Annotated in this window: 24 protein-coding genes; 15 read left to right on the top strand and 9 right to left on the bottom strand. The window is 73.5% G+C overall.

Annotation, left to right across the window (positions count from 1 at the left end):
• The first annotated feature begins 1 nt into the window (after position 1).
• On the top strand, positions 2 to 1027 hold the full coding sequence (locus FB476_RS05115) for an LCP family protein (protein ID WP_141817822.1): 1026 nt from the start codon (positions 2 to 4) through the stop codon (positions 1025 to 1027).
• Here FB476_RS05115 and FB476_RS05110 read toward each other — a convergent pair.
• The 7 genes from FB476_RS05110 to FB476_RS05080 form a co-directional block, all read right to left on the bottom strand.
• Positions 1006 to 1998, bottom strand: coding sequence for a hypothetical protein (locus FB476_RS05110; protein WP_141817821.1), 993 nt, complete (start codon positions 1996 to 1998; stop codon positions 1006 to 1008). The two genes, FB476_RS05115 and FB476_RS05110, sit on opposite strands and share 22 nt — an antisense overlap.
• 34 nt (positions 1999 to 2032) lie before the next feature.
• A complete protein-coding gene (locus FB476_RS05105; protein WP_141817820.1) occupies positions 2033 to 3142 on the bottom strand; it encodes a hypothetical protein in 1110 nt (369 codons plus the stop codon).
• Positions 3139 to 3654 (bottom strand): DUF4188 domain-containing protein, encoded by a 516-nt coding sequence (locus FB476_RS05100; RefSeq protein WP_202876906.1) that lies wholly within the window; start codon positions 3652 to 3654, stop codon positions 3139 to 3141. The genes FB476_RS05105 and FB476_RS05100 overlap by 4 nt, the downstream gene beginning before the upstream one ends.
• Positions 3641 to 4063 (bottom strand): DUF4188 domain-containing protein, encoded by a 423-nt coding sequence (locus FB476_RS05095; RefSeq protein ID WP_141817819.1) that lies wholly within the window; start codon positions 4061 to 4063, stop codon positions 3641 to 3643. The genes FB476_RS05100 and FB476_RS05095 overlap by 14 nt, the downstream gene beginning before the upstream one ends.
• Positions 4060 to 5721 carry a phenylacetate--CoA ligase family protein gene (locus FB476_RS05090; RefSeq protein ID WP_238329556.1) on the bottom strand — a complete coding sequence of 554 codons (1662 nt, stop codon included), beginning with the start codon at positions 5719 to 5721 and terminating at the stop codon, positions 4060 to 4062. Before FB476_RS05090 ends, FB476_RS05095 begins: the two co-directional genes overlap by 4 nt.
• A gap of 127 nt (positions 5722 to 5848) precedes the next feature.
• On the bottom strand, positions 5849 to 7438 hold the full coding sequence (locus tag FB476_RS05085; protein WP_141817818.1) for a cation:proton antiporter: 1590 nt from the start codon (positions 7436 to 7438) through the stop codon (positions 5849 to 5851).
• Positions 7439 to 7962: 524 nt separating this feature from the next.
• Positions 7963 to 8739: a LamB/YcsF family protein gene (locus tag FB476_RS05080; protein ID WP_141817817.1), complete on the bottom strand. Its 777-nt coding sequence runs from the start codon at positions 8737 to 8739 to the stop codon at positions 7963 to 7965.
• Between the two features lie 84 nt (positions 8740 to 8823).
• Between FB476_RS05080 and FB476_RS05075 the strand changes: the two genes are divergently transcribed.
• The 12 genes from FB476_RS05075 to FB476_RS05020 all read left to right on the top strand — a co-directional run bounded on the left by FB476_RS05075 (position 8824) and on the right by FB476_RS05020 (position 17798).
• The gene (locus FB476_RS05075) at positions 8824 to 9285 is read left to right on the top strand and encodes an LLM class flavin-dependent oxidoreductase (RefSeq protein ID WP_141817816.1); all 462 of its coding nucleotides are present in this window, start codon (positions 8824 to 8826) and stop codon (positions 9283 to 9285) included.
• A 2-nt stretch (positions 9286 to 9287) separates the two neighbouring features.
• Positions 9288 to 9554 carry a hypothetical protein gene (locus FB476_RS05070; protein ID WP_141817815.1) on the top strand — a complete coding sequence of 89 codons (267 nt, stop codon included), beginning with the start codon at positions 9288 to 9290 and terminating at the stop codon, positions 9552 to 9554.
• Between the two features lie 4 nt (positions 9555 to 9558).
• On the top strand, positions 9559 to 10386 hold the full coding sequence (locus FB476_RS05065) for a putative hydro-lyase (protein WP_141817814.1): 828 nt from the start codon (positions 9559 to 9561) through the stop codon (positions 10384 to 10386).
• A 68-nt stretch (positions 10387 to 10454) separates the two neighbouring features.
• Positions 10455 to 11696: an NRAMP family divalent metal transporter gene (locus FB476_RS05060; RefSeq protein ID WP_141817813.1), complete on the top strand. Its 1242-nt coding sequence runs from the start codon at positions 10455 to 10457 to the stop codon at positions 11694 to 11696.
• 10 nt (positions 11697 to 11706) lie between these two features.
• Entirely contained in the window at positions 11707 to 12312 is a 606-nt protein-coding gene (locus FB476_RS05055) for a 5-oxoprolinase subunit B family protein (protein ID WP_141817812.1), read from the top strand.
• On the top strand, positions 12309 to 13148 hold the full coding sequence (locus FB476_RS05050; RefSeq protein WP_141817811.1) for a 5-oxoprolinase subunit C family protein: 840 nt from the start codon (positions 12309 to 12311) through the stop codon (positions 13146 to 13148). The genes FB476_RS05055 and FB476_RS05050 overlap by 4 nt, the downstream gene beginning before the upstream one ends.
• Before the next feature lie 161 nt (positions 13149 to 13309).
• Positions 13310 to 13540, top strand: coding sequence for a hypothetical protein (locus FB476_RS05045; RefSeq protein ID WP_141817810.1), 231 nt, complete (start codon positions 13310 to 13312; stop codon positions 13538 to 13540).
• Between the two features lie 42 nt (positions 13541 to 13582).
• Complete coding sequence (locus tag FB476_RS05040; protein ID WP_238329555.1) at positions 13583 to 14500, top strand: nuclease-related domain-containing protein; 918 nt, start codon at positions 13583 to 13585, stop codon at positions 14498 to 14500.
• Positions 14501 to 14636: 136 nt separating this feature from the next.
• The gene (locus FB476_RS05035; RefSeq protein ID WP_141817809.1) at positions 14637 to 15242 is read left to right on the top strand and encodes a TetR/AcrR family transcriptional regulator; all 606 of its coding nucleotides are present in this window, start codon (positions 14637 to 14639) and stop codon (positions 15240 to 15242) included.
• Between the two features lie 118 nt (positions 15243 to 15360).
• Positions 15361 to 16524, top strand: a complete 1164-nt coding sequence (locus FB476_RS05030) for an ABC transporter permease (RefSeq protein WP_141817808.1) — start codon at positions 15361 to 15363, stop codon at positions 16522 to 16524.
• Complete coding sequence (locus FB476_RS05025) at positions 16521 to 17255, top strand: ABC transporter ATP-binding protein (RefSeq protein ID WP_141817807.1); 735 nt, start codon at positions 16521 to 16523, stop codon at positions 17253 to 17255. The genes FB476_RS05030 and FB476_RS05025 overlap by 4 nt, the downstream gene beginning before the upstream one ends.
• Positions 17256 to 17357: 102 nt before the next feature.
• Positions 17358 to 17798 carry a VOC family protein gene (locus FB476_RS05020; RefSeq protein ID WP_141817806.1) on the top strand — a complete coding sequence of 147 codons (441 nt, stop codon included), beginning with the start codon at positions 17358 to 17360 and terminating at the stop codon, positions 17796 to 17798.
• Between the two features lie 6 nt (positions 17799 to 17804).
• On the opposite strand, the gene FB476_RS05015 is transcribed toward FB476_RS05020, so the two are convergent.
• A complete protein-coding gene (locus FB476_RS05015) occupies positions 17805 to 19283 on the bottom strand; it encodes a bifunctional folylpolyglutamate synthase/dihydrofolate synthase (protein WP_141817805.1) in 1479 nt (492 codons plus the stop codon).
• Positions 19280 to 22645: an isoleucine--tRNA ligase gene (gene ileS / locus FB476_RS05010; RefSeq protein WP_141817804.1), complete on the bottom strand. Its 3366-nt coding sequence runs from the start codon at positions 22643 to 22645 to the stop codon at positions 19280 to 19282. Before ileS ends, FB476_RS05015 begins: the two co-directional genes overlap by 4 nt.
• 373 nt (positions 22646 to 23018) lie before the next feature.
• Here ileS and FB476_RS05005 point away from each other — a divergent pair, with 373 nt between their 5' ends.
• On the top strand, positions 23019 to 24386 hold the full coding sequence (locus FB476_RS05005; RefSeq protein WP_141817803.1) for an FAD-binding oxidoreductase: 1368 nt from the start codon (positions 23019 to 23021) through the stop codon (positions 24384 to 24386).
• Positions 24387 to 24635: 249 nt separating this feature from the next.
• Positions 24636 to 25604 (top strand): DUF559 domain-containing protein, encoded by a 969-nt coding sequence (locus FB476_RS05000; RefSeq protein ID WP_170233525.1) that lies wholly within the window; start codon positions 24636 to 24638, stop codon positions 25602 to 25604.
• Positions 25605 to 25744: the final 140 nt, after the last annotated feature.

Raw genomic sequence — 25744 nt, 5'->3', positions numbered from 1 at the left:
CATGGCGCCCGTCCTCGCCGCCGCCGCGCTGCTGGTCGCGGCCTGCACCGGGGGCGACGAGCCGACGGGCCCGACGGATGCGGACGACCCGGTGGACGGGACGACCTCGCTCGACCCCGCGCCGACGACGGACGAGAGCGATCCGACGACCTCACCTCCTCCCGACGAGGCTGCGGCGACGTCCGGTCCCCCCGTCGGAGCGGGGCTGCCCGAGGGACCCCTGACCGCGCTCGTCGTCGGCACGGACGGGCGCGGGGACGACCCCGCGGGGCGGGCCGACGTCGTCGTGGTCGCCCAGCTCTCGGCCGACCATGACGCCCTGACGCTCGTCTCGGTCCCCCGCGACTGCCTGGTCGAGATCCCCGGCGTCGGGCCCGACAAGGTCAACGCGGCGTGGGCGCTCGGTGGTGCTCCCCTGCTGGAGGAGACCGTCTCCGACCTGCTCGGCGGGCTCGAGATCGACCTCGTGGCGACCTCGGACTTCGTCGTCTTCGAGGACCTGACCCGATGGCTGGGCGGCTTCGAGGTCGTCAACCGCCACGCCAGCACCGCGACCGACGCCGAAGGACGCGAGGTGGTCTTCCCCGAGGGCCGGATCCGCCTCGAGGGCGCCGAGGCGCTGGCCTACGTCCGGCAGCGGCAGGGCCTGCCCCTGGGTGACCTCGACCGTGCCGAGCGGCACCGGGCCGCGCTGCTCGGCATGACCGAGCGTCTCGCCCAGGTCCGGGCCGAGGACCCGGCCCGGCTGCTCGAGCTGCTGCCGCTGCTGCGCGACGGCGTCGACCTGCAGGGCGACCTGGGGCTGCCCGAGCTGCTGGCCCTGGTCGAGGTCGGCTCCCGGCTCGGCCCCGAGGGCATCACCTCGCTGTCCGTCCCGATCACCGGCTTCGGCACCACCGCGACCGGGGCCTCGGTGAACCTCCTCGACGAGGCCCGGCTCGCCGAGCTGGCCGCCGGGCTGCGCGAGGGCGACCTGTCCGGCTACGTGGCGACCTACGGCGCCGGCTACGCACCGACCGGGGGCTGAGGCAGCCGGGCCGACCGCGACGCCGGTCGGGTCGGCACGCCGAGGCGGAAGACCGCGATGGGGGCCCGGCCCCGGGCGGCGGGCCAGGCGGCGAGGCTCTCCGGGCAGTCCAGGAGCGCGCTCAACGGGTGCGCCGACCAGCCCCGGTCCGCGGCGGCCAGCCAGACGCGCAGCAGCGCCTCCCCGAGGCGGCCGCGGTCGCCGAGGCTCGGCCCCGCGGGAGCCGTCAGGGCCACGACGGTGCCGAGCGGGCGGGCCGTGGCGGACGAGGCGACGAGCCGGCCGGCAACGGTGCGGGCGAGGACGGCCCGCCCGGGACCGGTGACGGCCAGCCGCAGCCCGGCGGCCTCGATCCTGCTCAGTCCCAGGGCCTCGTCGGTCAGCCCGTCGAGCTCGTAGCGCGGGTGACGGCGCGATAGCCGCAGCCAGCGCGCCAGCTCGGCCGCGGCCGGCCCCTCCAGCGCCCAGCGGTCCGCGACCGGCAGCCAGGTGTCCACCCACGCGGGGTCGACGACCTCCAGCCCGACGCGGTCGGGCAGCTGCGCGGCGGCCGCGACCTCCACCACCTCGGCGGCGGTCAGCCCCGGCTCGCGGTAGGCGGACCGGGCGGTGCGACGGGCGACCAGGTCGGCCGAGGTCCACGGGACCGGGCGGTCGCCCTGCAGGGGGGCGGTGCGGTGGAGCGTGGCCGCGCAACGGGTGGCGACGTCCACCTCCCATCGCGCGCCCACCTGCTCCCCCAGGTCGGCGGCCACGACGACCAGCGACTGGACGAGGGTGCCGAGGGCCAGCAGCAGGTCGCGGCGCGTGGGGTCGCCGACCGCCAGGTGCCGGGCCTCGTCCCAGCCGACGCGCAGCACGTGGTCCTCGCCGTCCTGAACGACGGTCACCAGCCACGGCTGGGTGTTGTGCGCCGACGGCGCCCGGCCCCAGACCTCCCGACGGGCGAGGACCTCCTCGGCCCAGCTCACGGCATACCCCCGCGGCGTGCGGTCGTCGAGCCGCTCACGCGAGGTCCATCCGGTAGAACGTCACGCCGTGCAGAGGACGACCGCCCATCGCCGCGAACTGCGCGGCCGAAGCGGTGTTCTCCTCGCCCACGAAGGTCACCCGCAGCCGCTCGTAACCGCCCGCCCGCAGGTTGCGGAGCAGCTCGCGCGACAGCACCGACATCAGGCCCAGTCCCCGGGCCGACGGCACCGTGCCCTTGATGATGAGGATCGCCTCGCGGCGGTAGCGGCCGCGGGTCGCCAGCAGGCGCACCTGGTCGAGCAGGGTGAGACGGCCGCCGGTGCTCATGACGAACTCCGACAGGTCCGGCACGGTCAGCACGAACGCGAGCGGGTCGTCGCCGCGGGTGACGAAGAGCAGCAGCGACTCGTCGAGCAGGTGGGCCAGGCCGTCGGTCGCGGCCTCGAGCTCGTCGGCCTCGATCTGGGTGAAGTAGGGCAGCTCGGCGAAGCTGGCGTTGAGCATCGTGCGCAGCAGCGGCAGCTGCTCGTCGAGGTGCCTGCGGTCGCCGTGGCGCAGCTGCAGGTCGGGCGCGAGCTCGCCCCGCGGGAAGACCTCGTCGGGGTCGAGCGCGCCGAGGTCCTCGCAGATCCACGTCGCGGCGGGCAGAACGGGCTCGAAGCCGGCGCCCTCCCAGGCGGCCGGGACCCAGTCGGGGTTCCAGGGCGAGTCGAGGAAGCCGCGCTGGTCGAAGCCCGAGGTGATCACGCCCCCGGTCTGGTTCGGCAGCAGCGAGCAGGGCCCGAAGAGAGAGCTGCGGCCGGTGCGGGCGGCCTCGACCTCGGCGTGCCGCACGATCGCCCGCAGCGCGTCCGCGTCGTGCACCTCGACCGCGCCGAGCAGCAGCGTGGGCGCACCCAGCTTGTCGTCCATGCGCCGGTCGGTATGCAGTGTCGCCCGGCCGACGACCATCCCCTCCGCGTCGCGGGCCAGGACGAGGCGCACGTCGCCGAACCGGGTGTGGGGGCCGACGCCGCGGTGCCAGCCCCGGATCGTGCTCTCCCAGAGCGGCACGTGGTGGCTGCGGGGGTGCAGCCGCAGCGGGAGCCGGACGAACTCGCGCAGGTCGGCGCGCGAGCGCACCGGCGTGACCGTCGCGGTCACGGGGCCGCCCCGGGATCGGTGCCCGTGCCGGCCTCGACGCCCGGCTCACCACCAGCACCGGAGGTCGTCCGGCGACGTCGGACGACCGGCGGGCCCTCGACCTCCCGTCCGATCGGCGTGAAGGTCTCGATGGTCGCCATCACGTCGCCCTCCGCACGCCACACCCCGTTGGAGTAGCCGTGCGGGCTCGCCTCGTAGACGCGGATCCAGCCGCCGGTCGCGTGCTTGCGGTCGACCACCCACTCCATGAGCTCGCGGTGCACGCCGGTGCGGGCGAAGAGCATGAGGTCGTCCATCGTCTCGAACCAGGCGACCGTGCCCAGCGTCCACGGCGGCTGCCAGTAGGTGCGGTGGCCGCAGTAGCCGCGGAAGCGCTCCATCTGGCGGATCATCGTGCGGTAGCGACGCGCGTGCCGGGTCCACGCCAGCGGCCCGGTGTAGCGCGTGCCGCCGACGAACATCGCCCCCGCCTGCGCGATACGCGGGGCCCTGGAGAAGTCATCGGTGCGCATCGGCGTCCTCCTGGATCGTGCGGCGCGCGTCCTGCTCGACGCCGTCCGCGTCCTCGGCCGCCCCCGGCGGGTCGACCGCTCGGAACAGCCGGATGTAGCCGCCGGTCGCGCGCCGCCGGTCCTCACCCACGACCCAGGTCATGAGCTCGCGGTGCTCGCCGCTGCGGGCGAAGGTCAGCAGGTCCTCACGGGTGGCGAAGAAGCCGACCGTGCCCAGGCTCCACGGGGGCGACCAGTAGACGCCGTGCGCGCGGTAGCCGGGCAGGCGTCGCATCTGGGCCACCATCCGGGTCCACCGCGGAGCCAGCCGCAGCCAGGCCCGCGGCCCGGAGTAGCGGGTGGCCCCGACGAAGACGGCGTCCGCGCCGGTGCCGGGCGGCTCGTCCGCGGAGGCGCGCCAGAACCTCATACCCGCCCCTGGTCCTTGCGCAGGTAGACGCGCTTGAGCTTGGTGCTGCTGCCGGCGAACGGCCCCGTCCCGGCGGCGTGCACGAGCACCCGCACCTCGCCGGCCCGGTCGGACTCCTTGAGCGACTCGGCGAAGTCACGGGAGACGCGGGCCAGGTGGCCCAGCACGCCCTGCCGGACGGCATCCGCCAGGTCGGCACGGTCCGCCTCGGTGAGCTCGACGTCCTCGCGCAGCTCGACGTGGATGACCGGCTGCTGGCGGGTGGCGTCGCCCTCGACGTCCTCCAGGCTGAGCGTGAAGGAGGCGATCCGGGCGGCGTGCTCGGGGTCGTCGTAGAGGCCGTTCTCGACGTCCTGGGGGTAGATGTTGGCGCCCATGAAGGAGATCGTGGCGTCGGCCCGGCCGAAGAGCAGCAGCAGCGGGAGCTTCATCCCCTGCCGGGCGAACGCCTCGGCCGACCCGGCGGCCCAGTCGGGGCGCTGCGCGAGGACGCCCGACAGCTCCTGCCAGTCCATCAGCCGCGCCTCGTCGTTGATGTTGTAGCGCAGCTTGGGGCTGAGCACCGAGGTCGACGTGAGCGTGCACAGCAGCTGGCCCTGCTCGTTGACCTCGAGGTAGGTCTCGAGGGGGTTGTACTGGAAGACCATCGGCGTGCGCGTCTCGTCCCCGCCCAGGATCGCCGCGCGCAGCCCGGGGTCGTCGAGCAGCCGCTTGCGCAGCCAGACGGTCAGGTCGGTCTCGCCGCCGATCCCGATCGTCAGGTCGGAGGCGCCGTAGCCCGAGCGCACCGTGAGGAAGCGCTCCTCGCAGTAGTCGCGCAGCGCCTCGGTCATGCCCTCGCCGCCCACCAGCCCGTGCAGGCGGTGGGCGTCCCAGTCGAAGCCGTCGGCGTCGAGGCGGTCGCGCAGGTCCTTGAGGAAGGGCGGGTAGGCGGTGACGAGGTAGGTGAACCCCGGGCCGAAGTGCCGGATCGTGTCGACGATCTTGTCGAGGTCGGGGCCGGTGTTCTTGACCATCGCGACCTTGGCCATCGCGATGCCGGTGTTGGTGCCCGTCGCCCACGCGCCCATCGAGTAGGCGTTGATGACGAACAGGCGTTCCTCGTGGCGCATCATCAGCGAGGTGAAGCCGGCGACGTTGCGGTGGATGTCGGCCAGCTCGCGCCGCCCGCGCACCCAGTTGAACGGCGTGCCGCTGGAGCCGGAGGACTCGTCAACGAGCGTGCCGACCATCGACAGCCGCCCGTGCCAGCACCGCTGCTCCTCCGGGTAGGCCGTGACGTAGGCGGACTTGTCCGTCTCGGGGTAGTTGGTCAGGTCCCACCACCGGAAGCGCCAGTCGCGCTCCTGCAGGTAGTCGCGGTAGGCCGGCACGTGCAGCGCGCTCATCTGGCAGGTCATCCAGGCGTGCAGGCGGGCGAACTCCCCCATCCACGGCTGGTAGTGGGTGGCGGTGGCCCGCCAGGTGGCCGGATGGACCTTGTAGAGCGAGTAGGCCGAGGTGAGCGCCTTGGTGCCGGCGCGCAGCAGCCCCCGTCGGGTGCGCGTCAGCGGCGCCGAGGTCCACACCAGCTCCCCTACCCTGTAGATCGGCGCGGGCACCCGCTCGCGCAACGAAGCCCCGCCGCCCTGCCGGTCGGCCACCTGTCCTGCCGTCATCGACCCCTCCGTTCTGCGCCGGGATGGTCCCCCGGCGCGGTGGAGATCCATCCAACCATCCGTCAGCCCGCGTGGAGGGCGTCCAGCACCTCCTCCAGGCCGGGGTGGTCCGGTATGCGGTGCCTCGTCAGTGCCCCTGGGTCCACTGCAGCGGACCGGGCGGGGTGCGCAGGTCGAGCTCGCGCAGCACCCGGTCGGCCACCTCCGGGTCCACCCCGGGCTCCTGCCGGGCGCGCAGCACCTCGGCGCGCGCGGCCACCAACGCCTGACGGCGCACGTCGTTGGCGACGGCGCGCAGTCGGCTGAGCTCGCGCACCCGCTCGACGTGCTCCTCGGGCGCCTCGCCGGCGAGCACCTCGTCGAGGTGGCGCAGCGACTCCTCGACCCGGGCCAGGATCTCCTCGGGCACGTCCCCCTCGCGCTCCCGCAGCGAGGCGACCGCGGCGCGGCTGGCCCGGCGGGCCAGCTGGAGCTCGGCACGACGCTCGGCGCCGTGGTCGTCGGCCAGGGCGAGGGCGCGCACCAGCCACGGCAGGGTGAAGGCGGGCAGCACCAGCGTCGCCACCACGACGGCGGCCGCGATGACGAGCAGCTCGTCCCGGATCGCGATCGGGGTGCCGTCGGCGGCGACGGTGGGGATCGCGAGCGCCAGGGCAAGGGTGGCGAGGCCGCGCATGCCGCTCCAGGTGAGCAGCACCGCCTCCTTCCAGGTGCGGACGGGCAGGCTCTCGTCGGTCGACCTGCGCCGCGCCAGCCAGACCCCGGCCATCCACAGGGCGCGGGTGCCGATGACGACGAGGCTGACGACCAGCGCACGGCCGAGCATGCCGGTCAGCTCGTCCCCGGCCTCGACGACCACGTGGTAGACCTCGATGCCCACGAGGCCGAAGGCGACGCCGGTGACCAGCAGCTCCACGACGTCCCAGAAGGCCTTGCCGGTGAGCCGTTCCTCCACCTCGTCCTCGCCGCGCATGCTCGCCATCTGGACGGCGGTCACCACGACCGCGACGACGCCGGAGGCGTGCACCTCCTCGGCGAGCACGTAGACGGCGAACGGCAGCACGAGCGTGATCGCGTTGCGGCCGGCCGGGGCGCCGACGTGGTCGCCGAGCCAGCTCGCGCCCCAGGCGGCGGCGAGGCCGATCGCGACGGCCAGCACGAGGCCGAGCAGGAACTCGCCCACGATGTCGAGGCCGAAGGGCCGGTCGGTCTGCGTGGCGGACACGGCCGCGGTGAAGACGACGATCGCGACGGCGTCGTTGAACAGGCCCTCGCTCTGCAGGGTCGCGGTCAGCCGTCGCGGGATGCCGACCGGCCCGGCGACGGCCTCGACCGCGACCGGGTCGGGCGGCGCGACCGCCGCACCGATCGCGATGGCCGCGGCGAGCGTGACCCCCGGGACGATGGCCGCGACGGTGCCCGCCACCGTGGCGATGGTGACGGCGGTGAGGATGAGCGCCAGCCCCACGACCGCGCGCCACCGGTGCCGGAAGAGCGCCCACGACGTGCGCTGGGCGGTGGCGTAGAGCAGCGGCGGGAGGAAGAGCGGCAGGATCAGGTGCGGATCGATGGAGATCTCGCGCCAGGCGGGCACCAGGCCGACGAGCATCGCGAGGAGCACCATCAGCGCCGGCCACGGGAGCCGGAGCCGCTCCCCGACGCTGACCATCGCGATGGTGCCGAGCATGAGGGCGATGAGAAGTCCGAGCACGTCCACGCGCGAAGCCTAGAACCCTGGCTCTGCAGCGCCCCGTGTGGCGCCTCGGGAACGCAGAGACCGCGTTGCTATCCGCTCGGGGGGTCCGGATAGCAACGCGGTCACGGGATAGATCGTCGGGCGCACGGATTCGTTACACGGAAGAAGTGTGACGTGCGTCACGTGGCACCGCAAGGGCGCCGCGACACGGCATACCCGCCCAGGCAAGGGGCTGCCCGGACACGCAGAGACCGCGTTGCCATCCGCTCGGGGGGTCCGGATGGCAACGCGGTCACCAGGTACATCGCTCGAGGGGGGCGATTCGTTACCAGCCGGTAGCGTGAGGTGCGTCACAGCGGGGAACGGGCCGGTCCGGCCCGCCTTGGGAGTTAGCTGTCGGGCACGCTCGCCCGGGCCCTCCCGGGACATGCAGAGACCGCGTTGCTATCCGCTCGGGGGGTCCGGATAGCAACGCGGTCACGGGATAGATCGCTCGAGGGTCCGCATTCGTTACACGCCGTTGCTGTGACGTGCGCCACACGTTCTCAGGCCGTGGCGAACGGCCGCACCGTGACGCCGGCGGCATCCAGCGCGTCCCGCACCGCGCGGGCGATCTCGACGGCCCCTGGGGTGTCGCCGTGGACGCAGATCGAGCGGGCCTCGAGCACGAGGGTCCCGCCCCGGTGGTCTTCGATCCCCTGGCCCGTGGCCATCGAGACGCAGCGCTGCGAGATGACCTGCGCGTCGTGCAGGACCGAGCCGCCCTCGCGGCGCGAGACCAGCGAGCCCTCGGGGGTGTAGACGCGGTCGGCGAAGGCCTCGCCCACCGGGGTCAGCCCGGCGGCGGCCGCCGCCTCGAGCCAGACCGAGCCGGGCAGCCCGAGCACCGGCAGGCCGGGGCGGAACTCCCGCAGCGCCTCGGCGACGGCCCCTGCCTGCTCGGGGTGCTGGGCGATGGTGTTGTAGAGGGCGCCGTGCGGCTTGCAGTAGGCGACAGTCGTGCCGGCCCGCTGGGCGAAGGTCTCCAGGGCGCCGATCTGGTAGAGCACCTCGTCGCGCAGCGCCTCCGGCTCCATGTCGATGAAGCGACGCCCGAAGCCGTGCAGGTCGCGGTAGGCCACGTGGGCCCCGATCGCCACGCCGCGCTCGGCCGCGGCCGACGTCACCGTCCGCATGATCGAGGGGTCGCCGGCGTGGAAGGCGCAGGCCACGTTGGCGCTGGTGACGATGTCGAGCAGGGCCAGGTCGTCGCCCATCGACCAGCTGCCCAGGCCCTCGCCCAGGTCGGCGTTGAGGTCGATCGTCGCGGTGCTGGTGGTCATGGGGAGCGCTCCTTGCTGACGACGTCTTTCGCGAGGACGGGTGGGCCCGCCCTTCCTAGTATCGGACGCAGGAGGTCGTCCCACATGTCCGGTGAGCACCACCCCCTGGAGGTCGGACTCCGGGTGCCGCTGGGGGCGCCCCTGCCCGAGCTCGCCTCCTTCGCGGCCCGCGCCGAGCGGGCCGGGCTGGACGGCATCGGGGTGCCGGACCACCACCACACCGGCCGCGACGCCTATCTCGCGCTGGCCGCGATGGTCCTCTCGACCTCGCGCCTCCGCCTCTTCCCCGCCACCTCCAACGTGGTCACCCGGCATCCCCTCGTGCTTGCCGCGCTCCTGGCCTCGCTGGACGAGCTCGCGCCCGGCCGCGCGGAGCTCACCGTGGCCCCGGGCTTCCTGTCGGTCGAGAAGGCCGGGAGGCCCCGCGCCACCCGCGACGCGCTCGGCCGGGCGGTGCGCACGCTGCGGGGCCTGCTCCACGACGGCGTCGCCGAGCAGGACGGCCGGACCCCTACGGCCCGGGCAGCGACTTCACCGAGACCCTGATCGTGCCGATCGGCCTCGGCTCCCGCGAGGAGGTCCGGGCCTGGCCGCGCTGCTGGTTCCGGGAGGGGCAGCCCTGGCTGCACTACCCGAGCCGCTCCAACCTGCGCTGGCTCGCGGCCTCGGGACTCGACATACCCCCGCTCGGGCCCGACACGGGTGGCACCGACCCCGCAGACCTGCCCGACGAGCTCGTCGACGCCTGGGCCACGACCATCGGCCCGGCGCTGGCCGCCGCCGCACCCCCCGACCTTGCCGACACCAGGAGCTGAGTCCATGGACACCCGCACGTTGCCCGACCGCGACGCCCGCGCCGCGATGCCGCCCTCCCGGGCCCGCGCCCTCTTCGCCGCCGGCCTGGAGGTGCCGACGACGGGCTGGTCGGCCGGATACGCCCAGGCCAACCTCATCGCGGTGCCCAGGGAGCTCGCCTTCGACATGCTGCTCTTCGCGACCCGCAACCCCAAGCCCTGCCCGGTGCTGGAGGTCCTCGAGGCCGGGTCGGTGCGTGCACCCGAGGGCTCGGCGGTCTACGGCGACCCCGGGGCGGACGTGCGCGTCGACGTGCCCCGCTACCGGATCTGGCGTCACGGAGAGCTGGTCGAGGAGGTCCCGGACGTGCTCGACCACTGGCGCGACGACCTCGTGACCTTCCTCATCGGGTGCTCCTTCACCTTCGAGCACCCCATGACCGAGGCCGGCATCCCGATGCGCCACCAGGACGCCGGCCGCAACGTGTCGATGTACCGGACCAGCACCCGCTGCCAGCCCGCCGGGGAGCTGAGGGGGCCGCTCGTGGTCTCGATGCGGCGGGTCCCGGCGTCGCAGGTGGCCGACGCGGTCCGGATCACCTCCCGCTACCCCGCGGTGCACGGCGCCCCGGTCCACGTGGGCGATCCGGCCCAGCTCGGGATCACCGACCTGGACCGCCCGGACTTCGGCGACCCACCGGTCGTCGAGGAGGGCGACGTGCCCGTCTTCTGGGCCTGCGGGGTCACTCCGCAGGCCATGGTGCTCGAGTCGCGTCCCGAGATCGCGATCACCCATGCCCCCGGCCACATGCTCATCACCGACGCCAAGGACGTCGTCTACGCCGTGCCCTGACCCCCGACCCCCGCCTAGAGTTCCGAGGCGAGCCGTCCGCCACCCCATACCCACGTCCCGGAGGCGACATGCCCGACACCCCAGACCCCGCACCCCGCGCCGACGCACCACCGCAGCGCACCGCGACCGGGCGAGGCACCCTGCTCGGTGCGATCTTCCTCATGGCGACCTCGTCCATCGGGCCGGGGTTCATCACGCAGACGACGAGCTTCACCGTCCAGCTGGGCGCGGCGTTCGCCTTCGCGATACTCGTCTCGATCCTCGTCGACATCGCGATCCAGACCAACGTGTGGCGCGTGATCGGCATCTCGGGGATGCGCGCCCAGGAGCTCGGCAACGCGACGCTGCCCGGGCTCGGCTACGTCATGGCCGGCATGCTGCTCGTCGGCGGCATCGTCTTCAACATCGGCAACGTCAGCGGCGCCGGGCTGGGCATGAACATCATGACCGACCTGGACGTCCGGATCGGCGCCGTCATCCTCGCCGCGCTGGCCGTGGGCATCTTCTTGTCCAAGCGCGCCGGGATCGCCATGGACCGGGTGGTGGTCGTCCTCGGCGCCGTCATGATCGCCCTGACGCTCTACATCGCGCTCACCTCCGGCCCGCCCGTCGGCGCCGCGCTGCGCAACACGGTCATGCCCGAGACGATCGAGCCGCTGGCGATCACCACCCTCATCGGCGGCACGATCGGCGGCTACATCATCTACGCGGGCGTGCACCGCCTGCTCGATGCCGGGGTCTCCGGTCCCGGCGCGCTGCGGCAGCTGACCCGTGGCGCGGTCACCGGCATCGTCGTCACCGGCATCATGCGGGTCATCCTCTTCCTGGCGATCCTCGGTGTCGTGAGCACCGGCGCAGACCTCGACCCGGACCGTCAGGCCGCGAGCGCCTTCGAGGCCGCGGCCGGGGCCGTGGGCTACCGGCTCTTCGGCGTCGTCTTCGCCGCCGCGGCGCTGACCAGTGTGATCGGGGTGTCCTACACGACGATCACCTTCCTCACCTCGCGCACCCGCACGGCGCCGCGCACCACCAACTACCTCGTCGTGGGTTTCATCGCGCTGTCGACGGTGCTCTACCTGGTCATCGGCGCCGCGCCCGCGCAGCTGCTGGTCTTCGCGGGCGCCTTCAACGGCATCCTGCTGCCGGTCGGCATCGGCGTCATGCTGTGGGTCGCCTGGCGCCGCCGGGATCTGCTGCAGGGCTACGACTACCCGAAGTGGCTCGCCGGGATCGGCACCGTGGCCTGGCTGGTGACGATCTACCTGGCCTTCAACTCGGTGCGTCCGGCCATCGAGCTGGTCACCGGCTGAGGGGCGGGGCATGCGGATCCTGCCGAGCGGCTCGCGCGGCCTGCTGCTGGAGCTCGACAGCCTCGAGGAGGTGCTGCGCCACTACGCCGCCCTCGTCGAGGAGGACCTGCCGGTGCTCGACCTCGTGCCCGCGGGGCGCACCATCCTGGTCGTGGGCGATCGCGACACCGACCTGCGCGCGCTCGCCGACCGGCTCGGCCAGGTCCGGCCGGCCGAGCACGGTCGCGAGAGCGGCCCTGCCGTGGAGGTCCCGGTGCGCTACGACGGCGAGGACCTCGCCGAGGCCGCCGAGCTGCTGGGGTGCTCGCCGGAGGAGCTGGTCCGCCGTCACCAGGAGGAGGAGTGGACGGTGGCCTTCTGCGGCTTCGCCCCCGGCTTCGGCTACCTGGCGGGCTCGCGCTTCGAGTGGGACACCCCGCGCCGGTCCAGTCCCCGCACCCGGGTCCCGGCCGGCGCGGTGGCACTCGCCGGGGAGTTCACCGGCGTCTACCCCCGCGAGTCCCCCGGCGGCTGGCAGCTGCTGGGCCACGCCCTGGTGGACGTCTTCGACCTCGACCGCGACCCACCGGCGCTGCTGGTGCCCGGCGCGACCGTCCGTTTCGTGGAGGCCTCGTGACGACCCTGACGGTGATCGAGCCCGGCGCGCTGACGACGGTGCAGGACTTCGGCCGACCGGGGCAGGCAGCCCTCGGCATCGGTCGGTCGGGCGCCTGCGACCGTGGTGCCCACCGGCTCGCCAACGCGCTCGTCGGCAACCACCCCACGCTGGCCACCCTCGAGGTCACGCTCGGCGGGCTGACCCTGGAGACCGACGCCGACGTCACGGTCGCGACCGCCGGGGCCCGCTGCCCCGGGGCGCCGCACCTGTCCGCCTTCCAGCTGCGCGCCGGCGAGCGTCTCGAGCTCGGTATGCCGCAGGCCGGCCTGCGCACCTACGTCGCCGTGCGCGGCGGCATCGACGTCGAGCCGGTGCTCGGCAGCCGCGCGACCGACATCCTCTCCGGCCTCGGCCCGCCGGTCCTGTCCGCCGGGGACACGCTGCCCGTCGGCACGACCGAGCGGCCGGTGCCCGGCGTCGAGGTCGCCCCGGTGCCCGAGCCCACGGCCGACCTGCTCCTGGTGCCGATCACGGCCGGACCGCGACGCGACTGGTTCGACGACGACGCCTGGGAGCTGCTGCGCACCCAGACCTGGACGGTCGACAGCAGGTCCAACCGGGTCGGCGTCCGCCTCGAGGGCGAGCCCATCCCCCGCCGTCGCGAGGGCGAGCTGGTCAGCGAGGGCATGCTGCGCGGCGCACTGCAGATGCCGCCGTCCGGCCTGCCGGTGCTCTTCCTCGCCGACCACCCGGTGACGGGTGGTTATCCGGTCATCGCCTACGTCGACGACGAGGCGGTCGACCGCTGCGCCCAGCTCCGGCCCGGCCAGCAGGTGAGGTTCGTCCAGGCCTGAGCCCGCGGTCGCGGACCCCCGCGTGGCCACGACATACCCGACCCGGTCGACCTCAGGGGTGCAGGTGCGCGCTCCAGGTCGTCCGGCCCGGGCGTGTCCTGACCTTGGTCGCGGTCCGGGGCGTGGCCTGCCACGATGGGCGCCCGGGACGAGGAGGTCTCATGTCGAGGAAGCGGTGGCTGCTGACCCTCGCCGCGCTGCTGGTGGTGGGCGGCCTGGCATGGGGTGCACTGAGCGGGGAGTCGTTGCCGCTCGTGCTCGTCCTCGCGGGCGGGATCGTGACCGGGCTCGTGGCGCTCGGCCCCAGCGGCACCCGCGCCGACCCGCGAGACGCCGAAGAAGCGTCGCGGCGGATCGCGCAGCGGTCGCCGACCAGCGGCTGGAGCGTCTGAGCGGACCTTCCCCGGCCGGCTCTCGCACGCTACGGTGCGGCCGTGGCGGGAGAGGACGGTGCGAGCGCGGGGGCAGCGCAGCAGAAGCGGATGCGGCTGCGCTACGCCGGGGTATGCCGTGCCTGCGCCACCGGGGTGCCGGCCGGGACGACGGCGGTCTACGAGAAGGACACGAGGACCGTCCTCTGCCTCACCTGCGCGGCGACGCTCACCCACGCGGCCCCCGCCGACCGGTTGCATGAGGTCGACCGCACGGTCGACGGCATACCGGCCCCTCCGCCGAAGAGCCCGGAGTGCAGGCCGCCCGTCTACCTCGACGGCGTGGCGGGCGCGTCGGCCCGACGGGAGCACGAGCGCCGACGGCAGGCACGGGAGCAGCGGGTCCGGGAGCGGCACCCCAAGCTCGGCGGGCTGATCCTCGCCCTCTCCGACGACCCGCAGTCGACCACGGCCTGGGCCGCTGGCGCGCACGGGGAGGAGCGCCTCGGCCGCCGTCTCGACGGTCTCGCCGGACCCGAGGTCCGTGTGCTGCACGACCGGCGGATCCCAGGCACCCGCGCCAACATCGACCACCTCGTGGTGACCCGTTCGGGGGTCTACGTGGTGGACGCGAAGCGCTATCGCGGACGGCCCCAGCGCCGGGTCGAGGGCGGCCTGCTCTCTCCACGGACCGAGAAGCTCCTGGTGGGGCGGAGGGACTGCACACGACTGGTCGACGGCGTCCTGAAGCAGGTCGAGCTGGCGCGCCAGGCGGTCGGCGACCCTTCCGTAGCCCTGCACGGCGTGCTGTGCTTCGTCGAGGCCGACTGGCCGCTGGTGGGCGGGGACTTCACCACACGCGGGGTCCAGGTGCTGTGGCCGAAGAGGCTCGCCTCGCGGCTGACCGCCGCTGGACCGGTGTCCGAGACCCACATCAGCACGATCTGGCAACGCCTGGGGGCCGCCTTCCCGCCCGCCTGAGCCGGCACGGGAGCGACCTGCGCAGCTCCACCCGCGCTCACGAGGTAGCCCGCACGCAGGCCCCAGGACCGGCCGCCCGGTCGTGCTCAGGGAGCCGCGCCAGGACGCCTGTTGCCCCGGCGTAGGCTCTGGAGCCATGCCACGCATCAGCGAACCGACGCTCGCGCAGCACCGCGCCGCGCGCGAGCGGGCGCTGCTCGACGCGGCCCACGAGCTGCTGCTGGAGACCGGTGAGGCACCGACCCTGCCCCAGGTGGCGGCTCGCGCAGGGCTGGCGCGCACCAGCGTCTACCAGTACTTCGACTCCAAGGCCGACCTGCTCCAGGCCATGGTCCGCGACGTCTTCCCGCGCTGGACCGAGCGCGTGACCAGCGCGATGGCGTCCGCGCCGACCGCGCCGGACCGGATCCTCGCCTACGCCGCCGCCAACGTGCAGCTGGTCGCCGACGGCTCCCACGCCGTGGGGGCGGCGCTCGCGTCGCTCGCCCCGGGCGAGGAGCTCGACGAGCAGGCCGCCCGCCTGCACGACGCGATCCGTGAACCCCTCGTCACCGCGCTCGAGGAGGTCGGTGTCGAGGGGCCCGGGGAGGTCGCCGAGCTCATCGGTGCCCTGGTCCACGGCGCCACCCGCATGCTCGAGGCCGGCGCGGACCATGAGCCGGTCCTGCACAGGCTGGGCGTCATCCTCGCGCCGCTCGTGCGCGAGCTCGGGGGCACCGGCCAGCTGCCCACGGAGGCCTGACCACCTGATTTCAGGCCACGGGTCCCGGTGTGTCACCATGGAGATATCCCGACACGCTGTCGACAAACCCCTCCGCCCGGAGGTCGTGGAGCGGCGGCGACCGACACCGAGAGCTGTGATGTTCCTAGCACTTCGTGAGCTGCGCTTCGCCCGCGGCCGGTTCGGTCTCATGGGCCTGGTGATCGCCCTCATGGCGGTCCTCATGGTCATGCTGACCGGCCTGTCCGCAGGGCTCGTCAACGACGGCGTCTCCGGCCTCAAGGCCATGCCCGTCTCCGCCTTCGCCTTCGACGAGGGGACCAAGACCGACAACGCCTTCTCCCGCTCCGTCGTCGACGCCGACCAGGTGGAGACCTGGCGGTCCCACCCGCAGGTGACCGCCGCCGAGCCGATGGGCGTCTCCATCGTCAACGCCGAGACCGAGTCCGGGGAGCAGGTCGACCTGACCCTCTTCGGCGTCGAGCCCGGCTCCTTCCTGGACCCGGCCGTCAGCGAGGGCGAGGGCATCGGCGACCCCGCCGGCCTGGTCCTCTCGACGACCGCCAAGGACGCCGGGATCGAGCTCGGCACCGTCGTCACCCTGGACCGCCTCGGCACCGAGTTCGAGGTCGTCGGCTTCACCGACGGCCAGGCCACCTTCGGCCACGTCGACGTCGCCTACCTGCCCCTGGGCACCTGGCAGCTGATCGCGGCCGGTCAGGCACCCGACGGCAGCATGCCGACCACCGAGCAGATCGAGGCGCTGGACTTCGACCAGGCCTCCGTGGTCGCCCTGCAGGCCGCCGACGGCTCGGCCCTGGCCTCGGGGGACGCCGACGTGCTGGCCGCCGGCGACGCCGAGGCCTCCACGACCACGATGACCCTGACCAAGGCGTTCAACGCCTCCCCCGGCTACCAGGCCGAGACGCTGACGCTCGACATGATCCAGTGGTTCCTCTACGCGATCGGCGCCCTGGTCGTCGGAGCGTTCTTCACCGTGTGGACGATCCAGCGCGGCCACGAGCTCGCCGTGCTGCGCGCCATGGGCGCCTCGGTCCGCTACCTGCTCGGCGACTCCCTGGCCCAGGCCGCGATCCTGCTCGTCACCTTCACCCTGGTGGGTCTGGCGGCCGGCATCGGGCTCGGCGCCCTCATGCCCGACGGTATGCCGTTCGCCCTCGAGGCGGGCCCGATCGCCGTCGCGAGCATCATCACCGTCCTGCTCGGGCTGCTCGGCGCGGCGGTCGCCGTGCTCCGCGTCGCCCGCATCGAGCCGCTGTCCGCCCTGGGAGGCAACCGATGAGCACCAGCACCGAGACGCAGAACGCGGCCGGCACCCCGGCCACGGAGGGCCCCGCGCTCCTCCTGCGCGACGTCGTCCTGGAGGTCGGCGACGGCGACGGCCGCATCCGGGCCCTCGACGAGGTCAGCTTCGAGGTCGCCCCCGGCGAGTTCGTCGCGGTGATCGGCCCCTCGGGCGCCGGCAAGTCCTCGCTCCTGGCCGTCGCCGGGGCGCTCGCCGCGCCGACCTCCGGCGACGTCTTCGCCCTGGGCCAGGACCTGGCCGAGGTGCGCCGCCGGGGCCAGGGCGCCCTGGCCCGCTTCCGCCGCCAGAACCTGGGCTTCGTCTTCCAGTCCGGCAACCTCATCCCCGCCCTCACGGCCGCCGACCAGCTGCGCCTGGCCCGCCGCCTGGGTCGGCGCCGGGGCGAGAGCACGCCCATGGACCCCATGCCGCTGCTCCGCGCCGTGGGCATGGAGCACCGCGCCTCGCACCGGCCCGGCCAGCTCTCCGGTGGCGAGCGTCAGCGCGTCGGCATCGCCCGCGGCCTGGCCAACCACCCGGGCCTGCTGCTCGTGGACGAGCCGACCGCGGCGCTCGACCGTCAGCGCAGCCAGGACATCGTGGCGCTGCTCGCCGCGCAGGCCAAGGAGCGCGGGGTCGCGACCGTCATGGTCACCCACGACCACGACGTCCTGCACCACGTCGACCGCGTCATGGAGATGGTCGACGGCCGGCTCGGCCCGGCCTGATCCGCCCACCTGGCACGACAGCCGCCCGGGCGCACCTCGCGGCCGGGCGGCTGTCCTGTTCTCGCGCACCCGCGGGTCCCCTCCCTTCGCTACGGTGGAGCGATGGCCATCCGCCTGGACAACGTCGGCATCGCGGTCGAGGACCTGGACGCGGCGATCGCCTTCTTCACCGACCTGGGGCTGAGCCTCGTCGCGCAGACCGAGGTCAGCGGGGAGTGGGCGGAGACCGCGGTGGGGCTCGACGGCAACCACGCCAGGGTGGCGATGCTCGAGACGCCGGGCGGGCAGGCGCGGGTGGAGATGTTCGAGTACCTCTCCCCCGACGCCATAGCCACGGCCCCGACGCTGCCGAACGAGATCGGCATGCACCGCATCGCCTTCCAGGTCGACGACCTCGAGGCCGCGCTGGAGATCGCCGCGCGGCACGGCTGCCACCCGCTCAGGGGGGTCGCCAACTACGAGGACGTCTACCTGCTGACCTACGTGCGGGGTCCGAGCGGCATCATCGTCATGCTCGCCGAGGACCTCACCCGGCGCGGCTGAGCGACGTCAGGTCGTGGTGACGCCGAGCAGCTGACGCACCTCGGCCGCCGTGGTGACCGACCCGGTCGCCAGCACACCACCGCCCACGCCGCCCTCGTCGGCCAGCCCGGCTGCCGTGTCGAGCGCGTCCGGCAGGGCGTCGACGACCGTGACGCGGTCCTCGCCGAAGTACTCCGCGACCAGCTCGCCCAGCCGCGCCGGGCGGATCGCCCGCGGCGAGGTCGTGCGGGTCACGACGACGTGGTCGAGCACCGGCTCCAGCGCCTGGATCATGTGCTCGGCGTCCTTGTCCTCGAGCACCGCGAGGACGCCGACCACCCGGGTGAAGGTGAACGACTCGCGCATGGCCTCGACCAGAGCCTGCACCCCGGCGGGGTTGTGCGCGGCGTCGACGAGCACGGTGGGCGAGCGCCGGACGATCTCCAGCCGCCCGGGCGAGGTCACACCCTCCAGGCCCGCGCGCAGCACCGCCTCGTCGATGGGCTGCTCGCCGCCGCCGACGAAGGCCTCCACGGCCGCGACGGCGAGGGCCGCGTTGTGCGCCTGGTGCTCTCCGAAGAGCGGCAGGAAGAGGTCCGGGTAGTCACCCGCCAGGCCGCGCAGCGAGACCTGCTGGCCGCCGACGCCCACCTCGCGCGCGAGCACACCGAAGCTGACGCCCTCGGAGTGCAGCGTGGCGCCGACCTCCTCGGCGCGGTCCGCGAGGATCTCCTGGACGCCGGGCTCCTGCACGCCGACGACCGCGATGGAGCCGGCCTTGACGATCCCGGCCTTCTCGGTGGCGATCTCCTCGACCGTGCCGCCGAGCAGGCGGGTGTGGTCGAGCGAGACCGGCGTGACGACCGCGACGCTGCCGTCGGCGACCGAGGTGGCGTCCCAGACGCCGCCCAGGCCCACCTCGACGACGGCCACGTCGACCGGCGCGTCCGCGAAGGCGGCGTAGGCCAGGCACACGACGACCTCGAAGTAGGTCATCCGCACACGACGCTGGGGGTCCTCGTCGGCCATGCTCTCCGTGTCGACCATCTGCACGAACGGCAGGACGTCCTCGTAAGCGGCGAGGAAGGACTCGATCGAGATCGGCTCGCCGTCCAGGCTGATGCGCTCGCGCATGTCGTGCAGGTGCGGGCTGGTGAACCGCCCGGTCCGCAGCCCCATCTCGCGCAGGATGCGCTCGACGATGCGGGTGGTCGAGGTCTTCCCGTTGGTGCCGGTCAGGTGGATCATCGGGAACGCCCGCTGCGGGTCGCCCATGAGCTCCATGACCCGGGCGACGCGGTGCAGCGTCGGCTCGGGCATGTGCTCGGGGGTGCGCGCGAGGATCTCCTCGACCACCTCGGCGTAGCGGGCCGCGAGCGCCGGGTCGACCGGCTCCGGGCCGCCGCGCCGGCCGGCACGCCCCGGGACCGCGGCCCCGGTCTCGACGGGCAGCTCCGGGCCGTCGTCCAGCGGCAGCTCGTTGCCGTCGAAGAACTGGTCGCTCACTTGGCCTCCACCTTGGTGATCAGCAGCTCCACCGTACGGCCGCCGTCCAGGGTCGCGCTCGTCGTGTAGGACGTGATGCGCGGCTGGGTGCCGCCGTCCGGGTCGGTGCCGCCGCCCAGGCCGTGGCGCGGGCCCTTCGGCAGCGGCACGCCGGCGCCCGCGGCGCCGAACTGCACGGCGAGGGTCTCGTCCATGACGAGCTTCTGGTGCTCGGTCGCGGCCTGCCAGACGTCGTCGTCACCGACGACCGTGAGGCTGATGCGGTCGGTGATGTCGAGGCCGGCGTCCTTGCGCGCGCCCTGGACGGCGCGCACGAGGTCGCGGGCCAGGCCCTCGCGGGCGAGGTCCTCGGTCACCTCGGTGTCGAGCACGACGAAACCGCCGCCCTGCCCGCGCAGCATCGCGGTGGCCCGCGAGCCCTCACCGGCGTCGGCGACGACGGTCTCGAGGGAGTACTCGCCCTCCTGGAGCACCAGGCCGCCGGAGGTCACGGTGCCGTCCTCGGCGACCGACCAGTCGCCGGTCTTGGAGCCCTTGATCGCGGTCTGCACGTCGCGGCCGAGACGCGGGCCGGCCGCCCGGGCGTTGACCGTGAGCTTCTGCTCGACCCCGAAGTCGGAGGCCGAGGCGTCGGCCAGGTCGAGCACGACGACCTCCCGGACGTTGACCTCGTCGCGGACGATCCCCGCGAGCGCCTCGAGACCCTGAGGGTGGGCCGTAGCGACGGTCAGCGACTGCAGCGGCAGGCGCACACGCAGCTGCTCGGCCTTGCGCAGGCCCAGCGTCGCGGAGCAGACCTCGCGGACGGCGTCCATCGCGGCCACCAGCTCGGCGTCCTCCGGCAGGTCGGAGACCTCCGGCCAGTCGGTGAGGTGCACGGACTCGCCGCCGGTGAGCCCACGCCATACCTCCTCGGTGGTGAGGGGCAGCAGCGGGGCGGCGACGCGGCAGAGGACCTCGAGCACGGTGTAGAGCGTGTCGAAGGCGTCGTGGTCCTCGGCCCAGAACCGGTCGCGGGAGCGGCGGATGTACCAGTTGGTCAGCACGTCGACGAAGGTGCGCACGCCGTCGCAGGCGCCCGCGATGTCGAAGCGGTCCTGCGCCTCCTGGACCTCGGTGACGAAGTCACGGGTCTTGGCCAGGATGTAGCGGTCCATCGGGTCCGTCGACGCGGTGGACCACTTCGCCTCGTAGCCGGAGGCGTTGGCGTAGAGGCCGAAGAAGTACCAGGCGTTCCACAGCGGGATGAGCACCTGGCGCACGCCGTCGCGGATGCCCTGCTCGGTGACGATGAGGTTGCCGCCGCGCAGGATCGGGCTCGACATGAGGAACCAGCGCATCGCGTCGGCGCCGTCACGGTCGAAGACCTCGCGCACGTCGGGGTAGTTGCGCAGCGACTTGGACATCTTCTGCCCGTCGTTGCCCAGCACGATGCCGTGGCTGATGCAGGTCTCGAACGCCGGCCGGTCGAAGAGCGCCGCCGCGAGGATGTGCATCGTGTAGAACCAGCCGCGGGTCTGCCCGATGTACTCGACGATGAAGTCGGCCGGGTAGTGCTGGTCGAACCACTCGGTGTTCTCGAACGGGTAGTGCCACTGCGCGAACGGCATCGAGCCGGAGTCGAACCACACGTCGAGGACGTCCTCGACGCGGCGCATCGTGCTCTTCCCGGTCGGGTCGTCGGGGTTCGGGCGGGTCAGCTCGTCGACGAACGGGCGGTGCAGGTCGATCTCGCCGTCGCGGTTGCGCGGCAGCGTGCCGAAGTCGCGCTCGATCTCCTCGAGGGAGCCGTAGACGTCGATGCGCGGGTGCTCGGGGTCGTCCGACTTCCACACCGGGATCGGGCTGCCCCAGAAGCGGTTGCGGGAGATCGACCAGTCGCGGGCGTTCTCCAGCCACTTGCCGAACTGGCCGTGCTTGACGTGCTCGGGCACCCAGGTGATGTCCTCGTTGGTGCGCAGCATCGTGTCCTTGAAGCGCGTCACCTCCACGAACCACGACGACACGCCCTTGTAGATCAGCGGCTGCCGGCAGCGCCAGCAGTGCGGGTAGGAGTGGTCGTAGGCCTCGCGGCGCAGCAGCACCGTGCCCTCGGTGACCGAGCCGGTGTCGAGGTCCTCGCCTGCGTGGTCCGGGTGCTGGGCGCGGGTCGCGGCCTTGAGGTGGTCGATGATCTGGAGGTTGGCGTCGAAGACGAGCTCGCCGGCGTACTCCTTGACGGGCGCGGTGAAGCGGCCGTCGGCGCCGACCGGCATGACCGGCTCGATGCCCTCGCGGTCGGTGACGACCTTGTCGTCCTCACCGAAGGCGCCGGCGGTGTGCACCAGGCCCGAACCATCGGTGGTCGTGACGAACTCGGCGACGACGAGGCGGTGCGCCCGCTCCCAGCCGACGTAGTAGGAGAACGGCGGCACGTAGGAGCGCCCGGCCAACTCGGCACCGGTGAAGCGTGCAAGGACCGTGGGGTCCTCCCCCAGCTCGTTCTTGTATGCCGCCACCCGCGCCTCGGCGAGGAGGTAGCGCTCGGGGCGCCCGGTGTAGTCGCTCTCGACCAGGACGTAGTCGATGTCCTCGCCGACCATGATCGCCAGGTTGGACGGGAGGGTCCACGGGGTCGTCGTCCAGACGAGGGCGAGGGCGCCGGCGAGGACGTCGTCCTCGGCGCCGTCCTGCTCGGGGAGGATGCGCAGGCCGACGGTCACGGCCGGGTCGCGGCGGACCTGGTAGACCTCCTCGTCCATGCGCAGCTCGTGGTTGGACAGCGGGGTCTGGTCGTTCCAGCAGTAGGGCAGGACGCGGAAGCCCTCGTAGGCCAGGCCCTTGTCGTAGAGCTGCTTGAAGGCCCACAGCACCGACTCCATGTAGCCGACGTTGAGGGTCTTGTAGTCGTTCTCGAAGTCGACCCAGCGCGCCTGGCGGGTGACGTAGTCCTGCCACTCGTGGGTGTACTTCAGGACCGAGGAGCGGCAGGCGTCGTTGAACTTCTCGATGCCCAGCTCGAGGATCTCGTCCTTGGTCTTGATACCGAGCTGGCTCATCGCCTCGAGCTCGGCGGGCAGGCCGTGGGTGTCCCAGCCGAAGCGACGCTCCACCCGGCGCCCGCGCATGGTCTGGTAGCGCGGCACGACGTCCTTGACGTAGCCGGTGAGCAGGTGGCCGTAGTGCGGCAGGCCGTTGGCGAAGGGCGGGCCGTCGTTGAAGACGAACTCGTTGGAGCCGTTCTCGCCCGCGTCGCGCTGCTCGACGCTCTTGACGAAGGTGCCGTGCTCGTCCCAGTAGGCCAGCACGGCGCGCTCGATCTCCGGGAAGACCGGGGACGGAGTCAGGCCGGACGTGCCGGTGGTCTGCTTGGGGTAGGCCATGGAGCGGGCTCCTCGTGGTGCGGGTGGTCTGCTGGGCTTCCTTGCCGAGGACGACACGACCCGGGCCTGCTGCCCGGGTGGCACCGCGGTACCACCTCGCTTGCGCACCTCCCGCCCGGGTCAGGTGCCCGGACGCGTGGACGCGCCACTCCATTCGCTCGGCTGTGACGGGCCGGCCCCGTCCGGGTCTAGTGGGCTCCCCGCCGGCGTGCGGGGGCCGTTCTTCCGGAAGCTCGCCGCTGATGACGGCTCGGACGCTCGTGCCTTCCATGGTAGCGGCTGGGAGCCGGGGCTCCGCGCGCGCGACGTGGTCGTCGCGGTGGTGGGCCGGGCTGCGTGCCGGCGCCGGGCGTCGCGGTCCTAGTGTCGGGGCATGAGCGTGACCTCCGACCTCGCCTCCCTGCTGCCCGGCCGCGTGGTCACCGACCCCGACGTCGCCGCCGGCTACGCCGTCGACGCCTACCCGCAGGCGGCTCCCCCGGCCTCCGACGACTACACGGTGGTCCGCGCCCGCAGCCGCACGGACGTGGAGGTGACGCTGCGGTATGCCGCGGAGCACGGCATACCCGTCGTCCCGCAGGGCTCGCGCACCTCGACGACGGGCTCGGCCGGCGCCCTGCCCGGCGCGATCGTGCTGTCGACCGAGCAGCTGACGTCGATCGAGATCGACCCGGTCGAGCGGATCGCGGTGGTCGGGCCCGGCGTCATCAACACCGACCTCAAGGCCGCGGCGGCCGAGCACGGGCTCGCCTACCCGCCCGACCCGGCGAGCGCGTCGATGTGCAGCATCGGCGGCAACGTCGCGACCAACGCAGGTGGGCTGTGCTGCGTGAAGTACGGCGTCACCGCCGACTACGTGCGCGGGCTGGAGGTCGTGCTGCCGGGCGGCGAGGTGATGCGGACCGGGCGGCGCACCGCCAAGGGGGTCGCGGGACTGGACCTCACCGGGGTCTTCGTCGGGTCGGAGGGGACGCTCGGGGTGGTGACCGAGGCGGTGCTGCGGCTGGTGCCGCTCGGCGACCCGCCGCTGACCGTGCTGGCGGTCTTCCCCACCCTGGACGCGACGATGGCCGGGGTCGCGGCGCTGCGCGGGGTGCGCTCGACGCCGAGCCTGGTCGAGCTGCTCGACGGGCCGAGCGTCGACGCGGTGCAGGCCTACGGCGACTACGGCTTCCCCTCCGGGAGCGGCGGGGTGCTGCTCGTGCAGTCCGACCGTCCGGGGCACGCCGCCGAGGACGTGCAGGAGTATGCCGCCGCCCTCACCGCGGCCGGTGCAACCGAGGTGGCGGTCGCGGAGGACCGCGCCGAGGCCGACCTGCTCCTCGAGGGCCGCCGGGTGCTCAACCCCGCGCTGGCCGCCCGCGGGCCGCGCTTCATCGAGGACGTCTGCGTGCCGGTCGGCCGCCTCGGCGAGCTCGTCGCGCAGGTGCACGCGATCGCCGCGCGCCACGGGCTGGAGGCGACCTGCGGCGGCCACGCCGGCGACGGCAACCTGCACCCCTGCTTCTTCTACGACGCCGAGGACCCCGAGAGCCTCGCCGCGGCGCAGCGCGCCTTCGACGACCTCGTCCGCGCGGCCTGGGCCCTCGGCGGCACGCTCACCGGCGAGCACGGCGTCGGCGCCCAGAAGGCCCCGTGGCTGCGCGAGGAGCTCGGCGAGGCCGAGCTCGCCCGCCAGCTCGCGGTCAAGGCGCTCTTCGACCCGCTCGGCATCATGAACCCCGGTCGCGTCTACGGGTGAGGGGCGGCGGGCAGGCACCCACCCGCCCTCCCGCACCGGGGCACCTACCCCACGGCACACCTGTGCCCACCCGGTCCCACCTCGTCCCTGCGACACGCCCGACCGCACCGGCTCCAGCGCGCACATGCTCGCTGGAGCCGCTCCAGCGGGGCGTGTCATCGGGACACATCCACTCCCCTGACGACCGTCGGGACGCGACCTGTGGACAACTTCTGCGCCGGGCGCGGCCCCTCGGTCACCGTCGTGGGCATGTCCGCCTCCCTACCAGCCGACTCACCTGCCCCGCGCGCGGCCAGCCCGTTCGCCCCCGACCGCCCGTTCCTGCGCCAGGACGGTCTTGAGCGCGGGATGACCAAGCACGCGCTGGACGGCCCGACGTTCTCCAAGCTGTTCGGCAGCGTGCGCGTGGCCGCTCACGTCGATCTGACGCCGCTGGTCCGGGCCAGGTCCGCGGTCCTGGTCGTGCCCGCCGGCGTCGTCAGCCACCACACGGCAGCGGCCCTGTGGGGCGGCGTCGTCCCCGACACGACGGTCACCCACGTCTCCGTCGGCAAGGCGTCGCAGCGCCGGGCCCGGGAGGCGCTGCACTGCCACGTCCGCCCGGCGCTGCGGCATACCCGGCTGCACGGGCTTGCCATCACCACCCCGGCCCAGACGTTCGTGGACATGGCAGCCTCCCTCGACCTCGTCGACCTGGTGGTGCTGGGTGACAGCCTGATCACCAAGGGCGTGGTCCGGCTCGACGAGCTCCTCGACGCGACTGAGGCCGCGACCGGGCGGGGAGCGGCCCTGGCACGGGAGGCCGCAGGGCTGGTCCGTGCGGGAGCGGAGTCGCCGATGGAGACGCGGGTCCGGCTGCTGCTGCACTTCGCAGGTCTGCCGGAGCCGGTCTGCCAGCTCGGCCTCGACGACGGGCGGATCCGCCTCGACCTCGCGTGGCCGGTGCTGCGCCTGGCGGTCGAGTACGACGGTCGCCAGCACGCCGAGGACGCCCGACAGTGGGGCCGCGACCTGGCCCGGCGGGAGTGGCTCGACGCCAACGGCTGGCGGCTCCTCGTGCTGCGGGCGCAGGACGTCTTCGACGATCCGTGGGCGACGGCGCGCCGCGTCGGCGAGGCCCTGGCCGCCCGCGGCTACGAGAAGGAGCTGCCCGCCGACCCTCCGGTGGCGTTCGCGACGCACTTCCCGGGACGGCCCTGGAAGCGGGCCAAGGTCTGACGGAAGGTGTGCGGTCGCCCGGGCACGATCCGTCCCGGTGACACGCCCGTCGGGACCGGCCCGAGCGAGCACGTGCTCGCCTGAGCCGATCGGGCCGGGCGTGTCGTCGGCACGGAGGTGGAGCGGGCCGGGCTCGGGGC

Source organism: Ornithinimicrobium humiphilum (genome assembly GCF_006716885.1).
Lineage (GTDB): Bacteria > Actinomycetota > Actinomycetes > Actinomycetales > Dermatophilaceae > Ornithinicoccus > Ornithinicoccus humiphilus.
The sequence above is the reverse complement of the archived record's forward strand: the minus strand, read 5'-3'. Positions and strand labels throughout refer to the sequence as shown.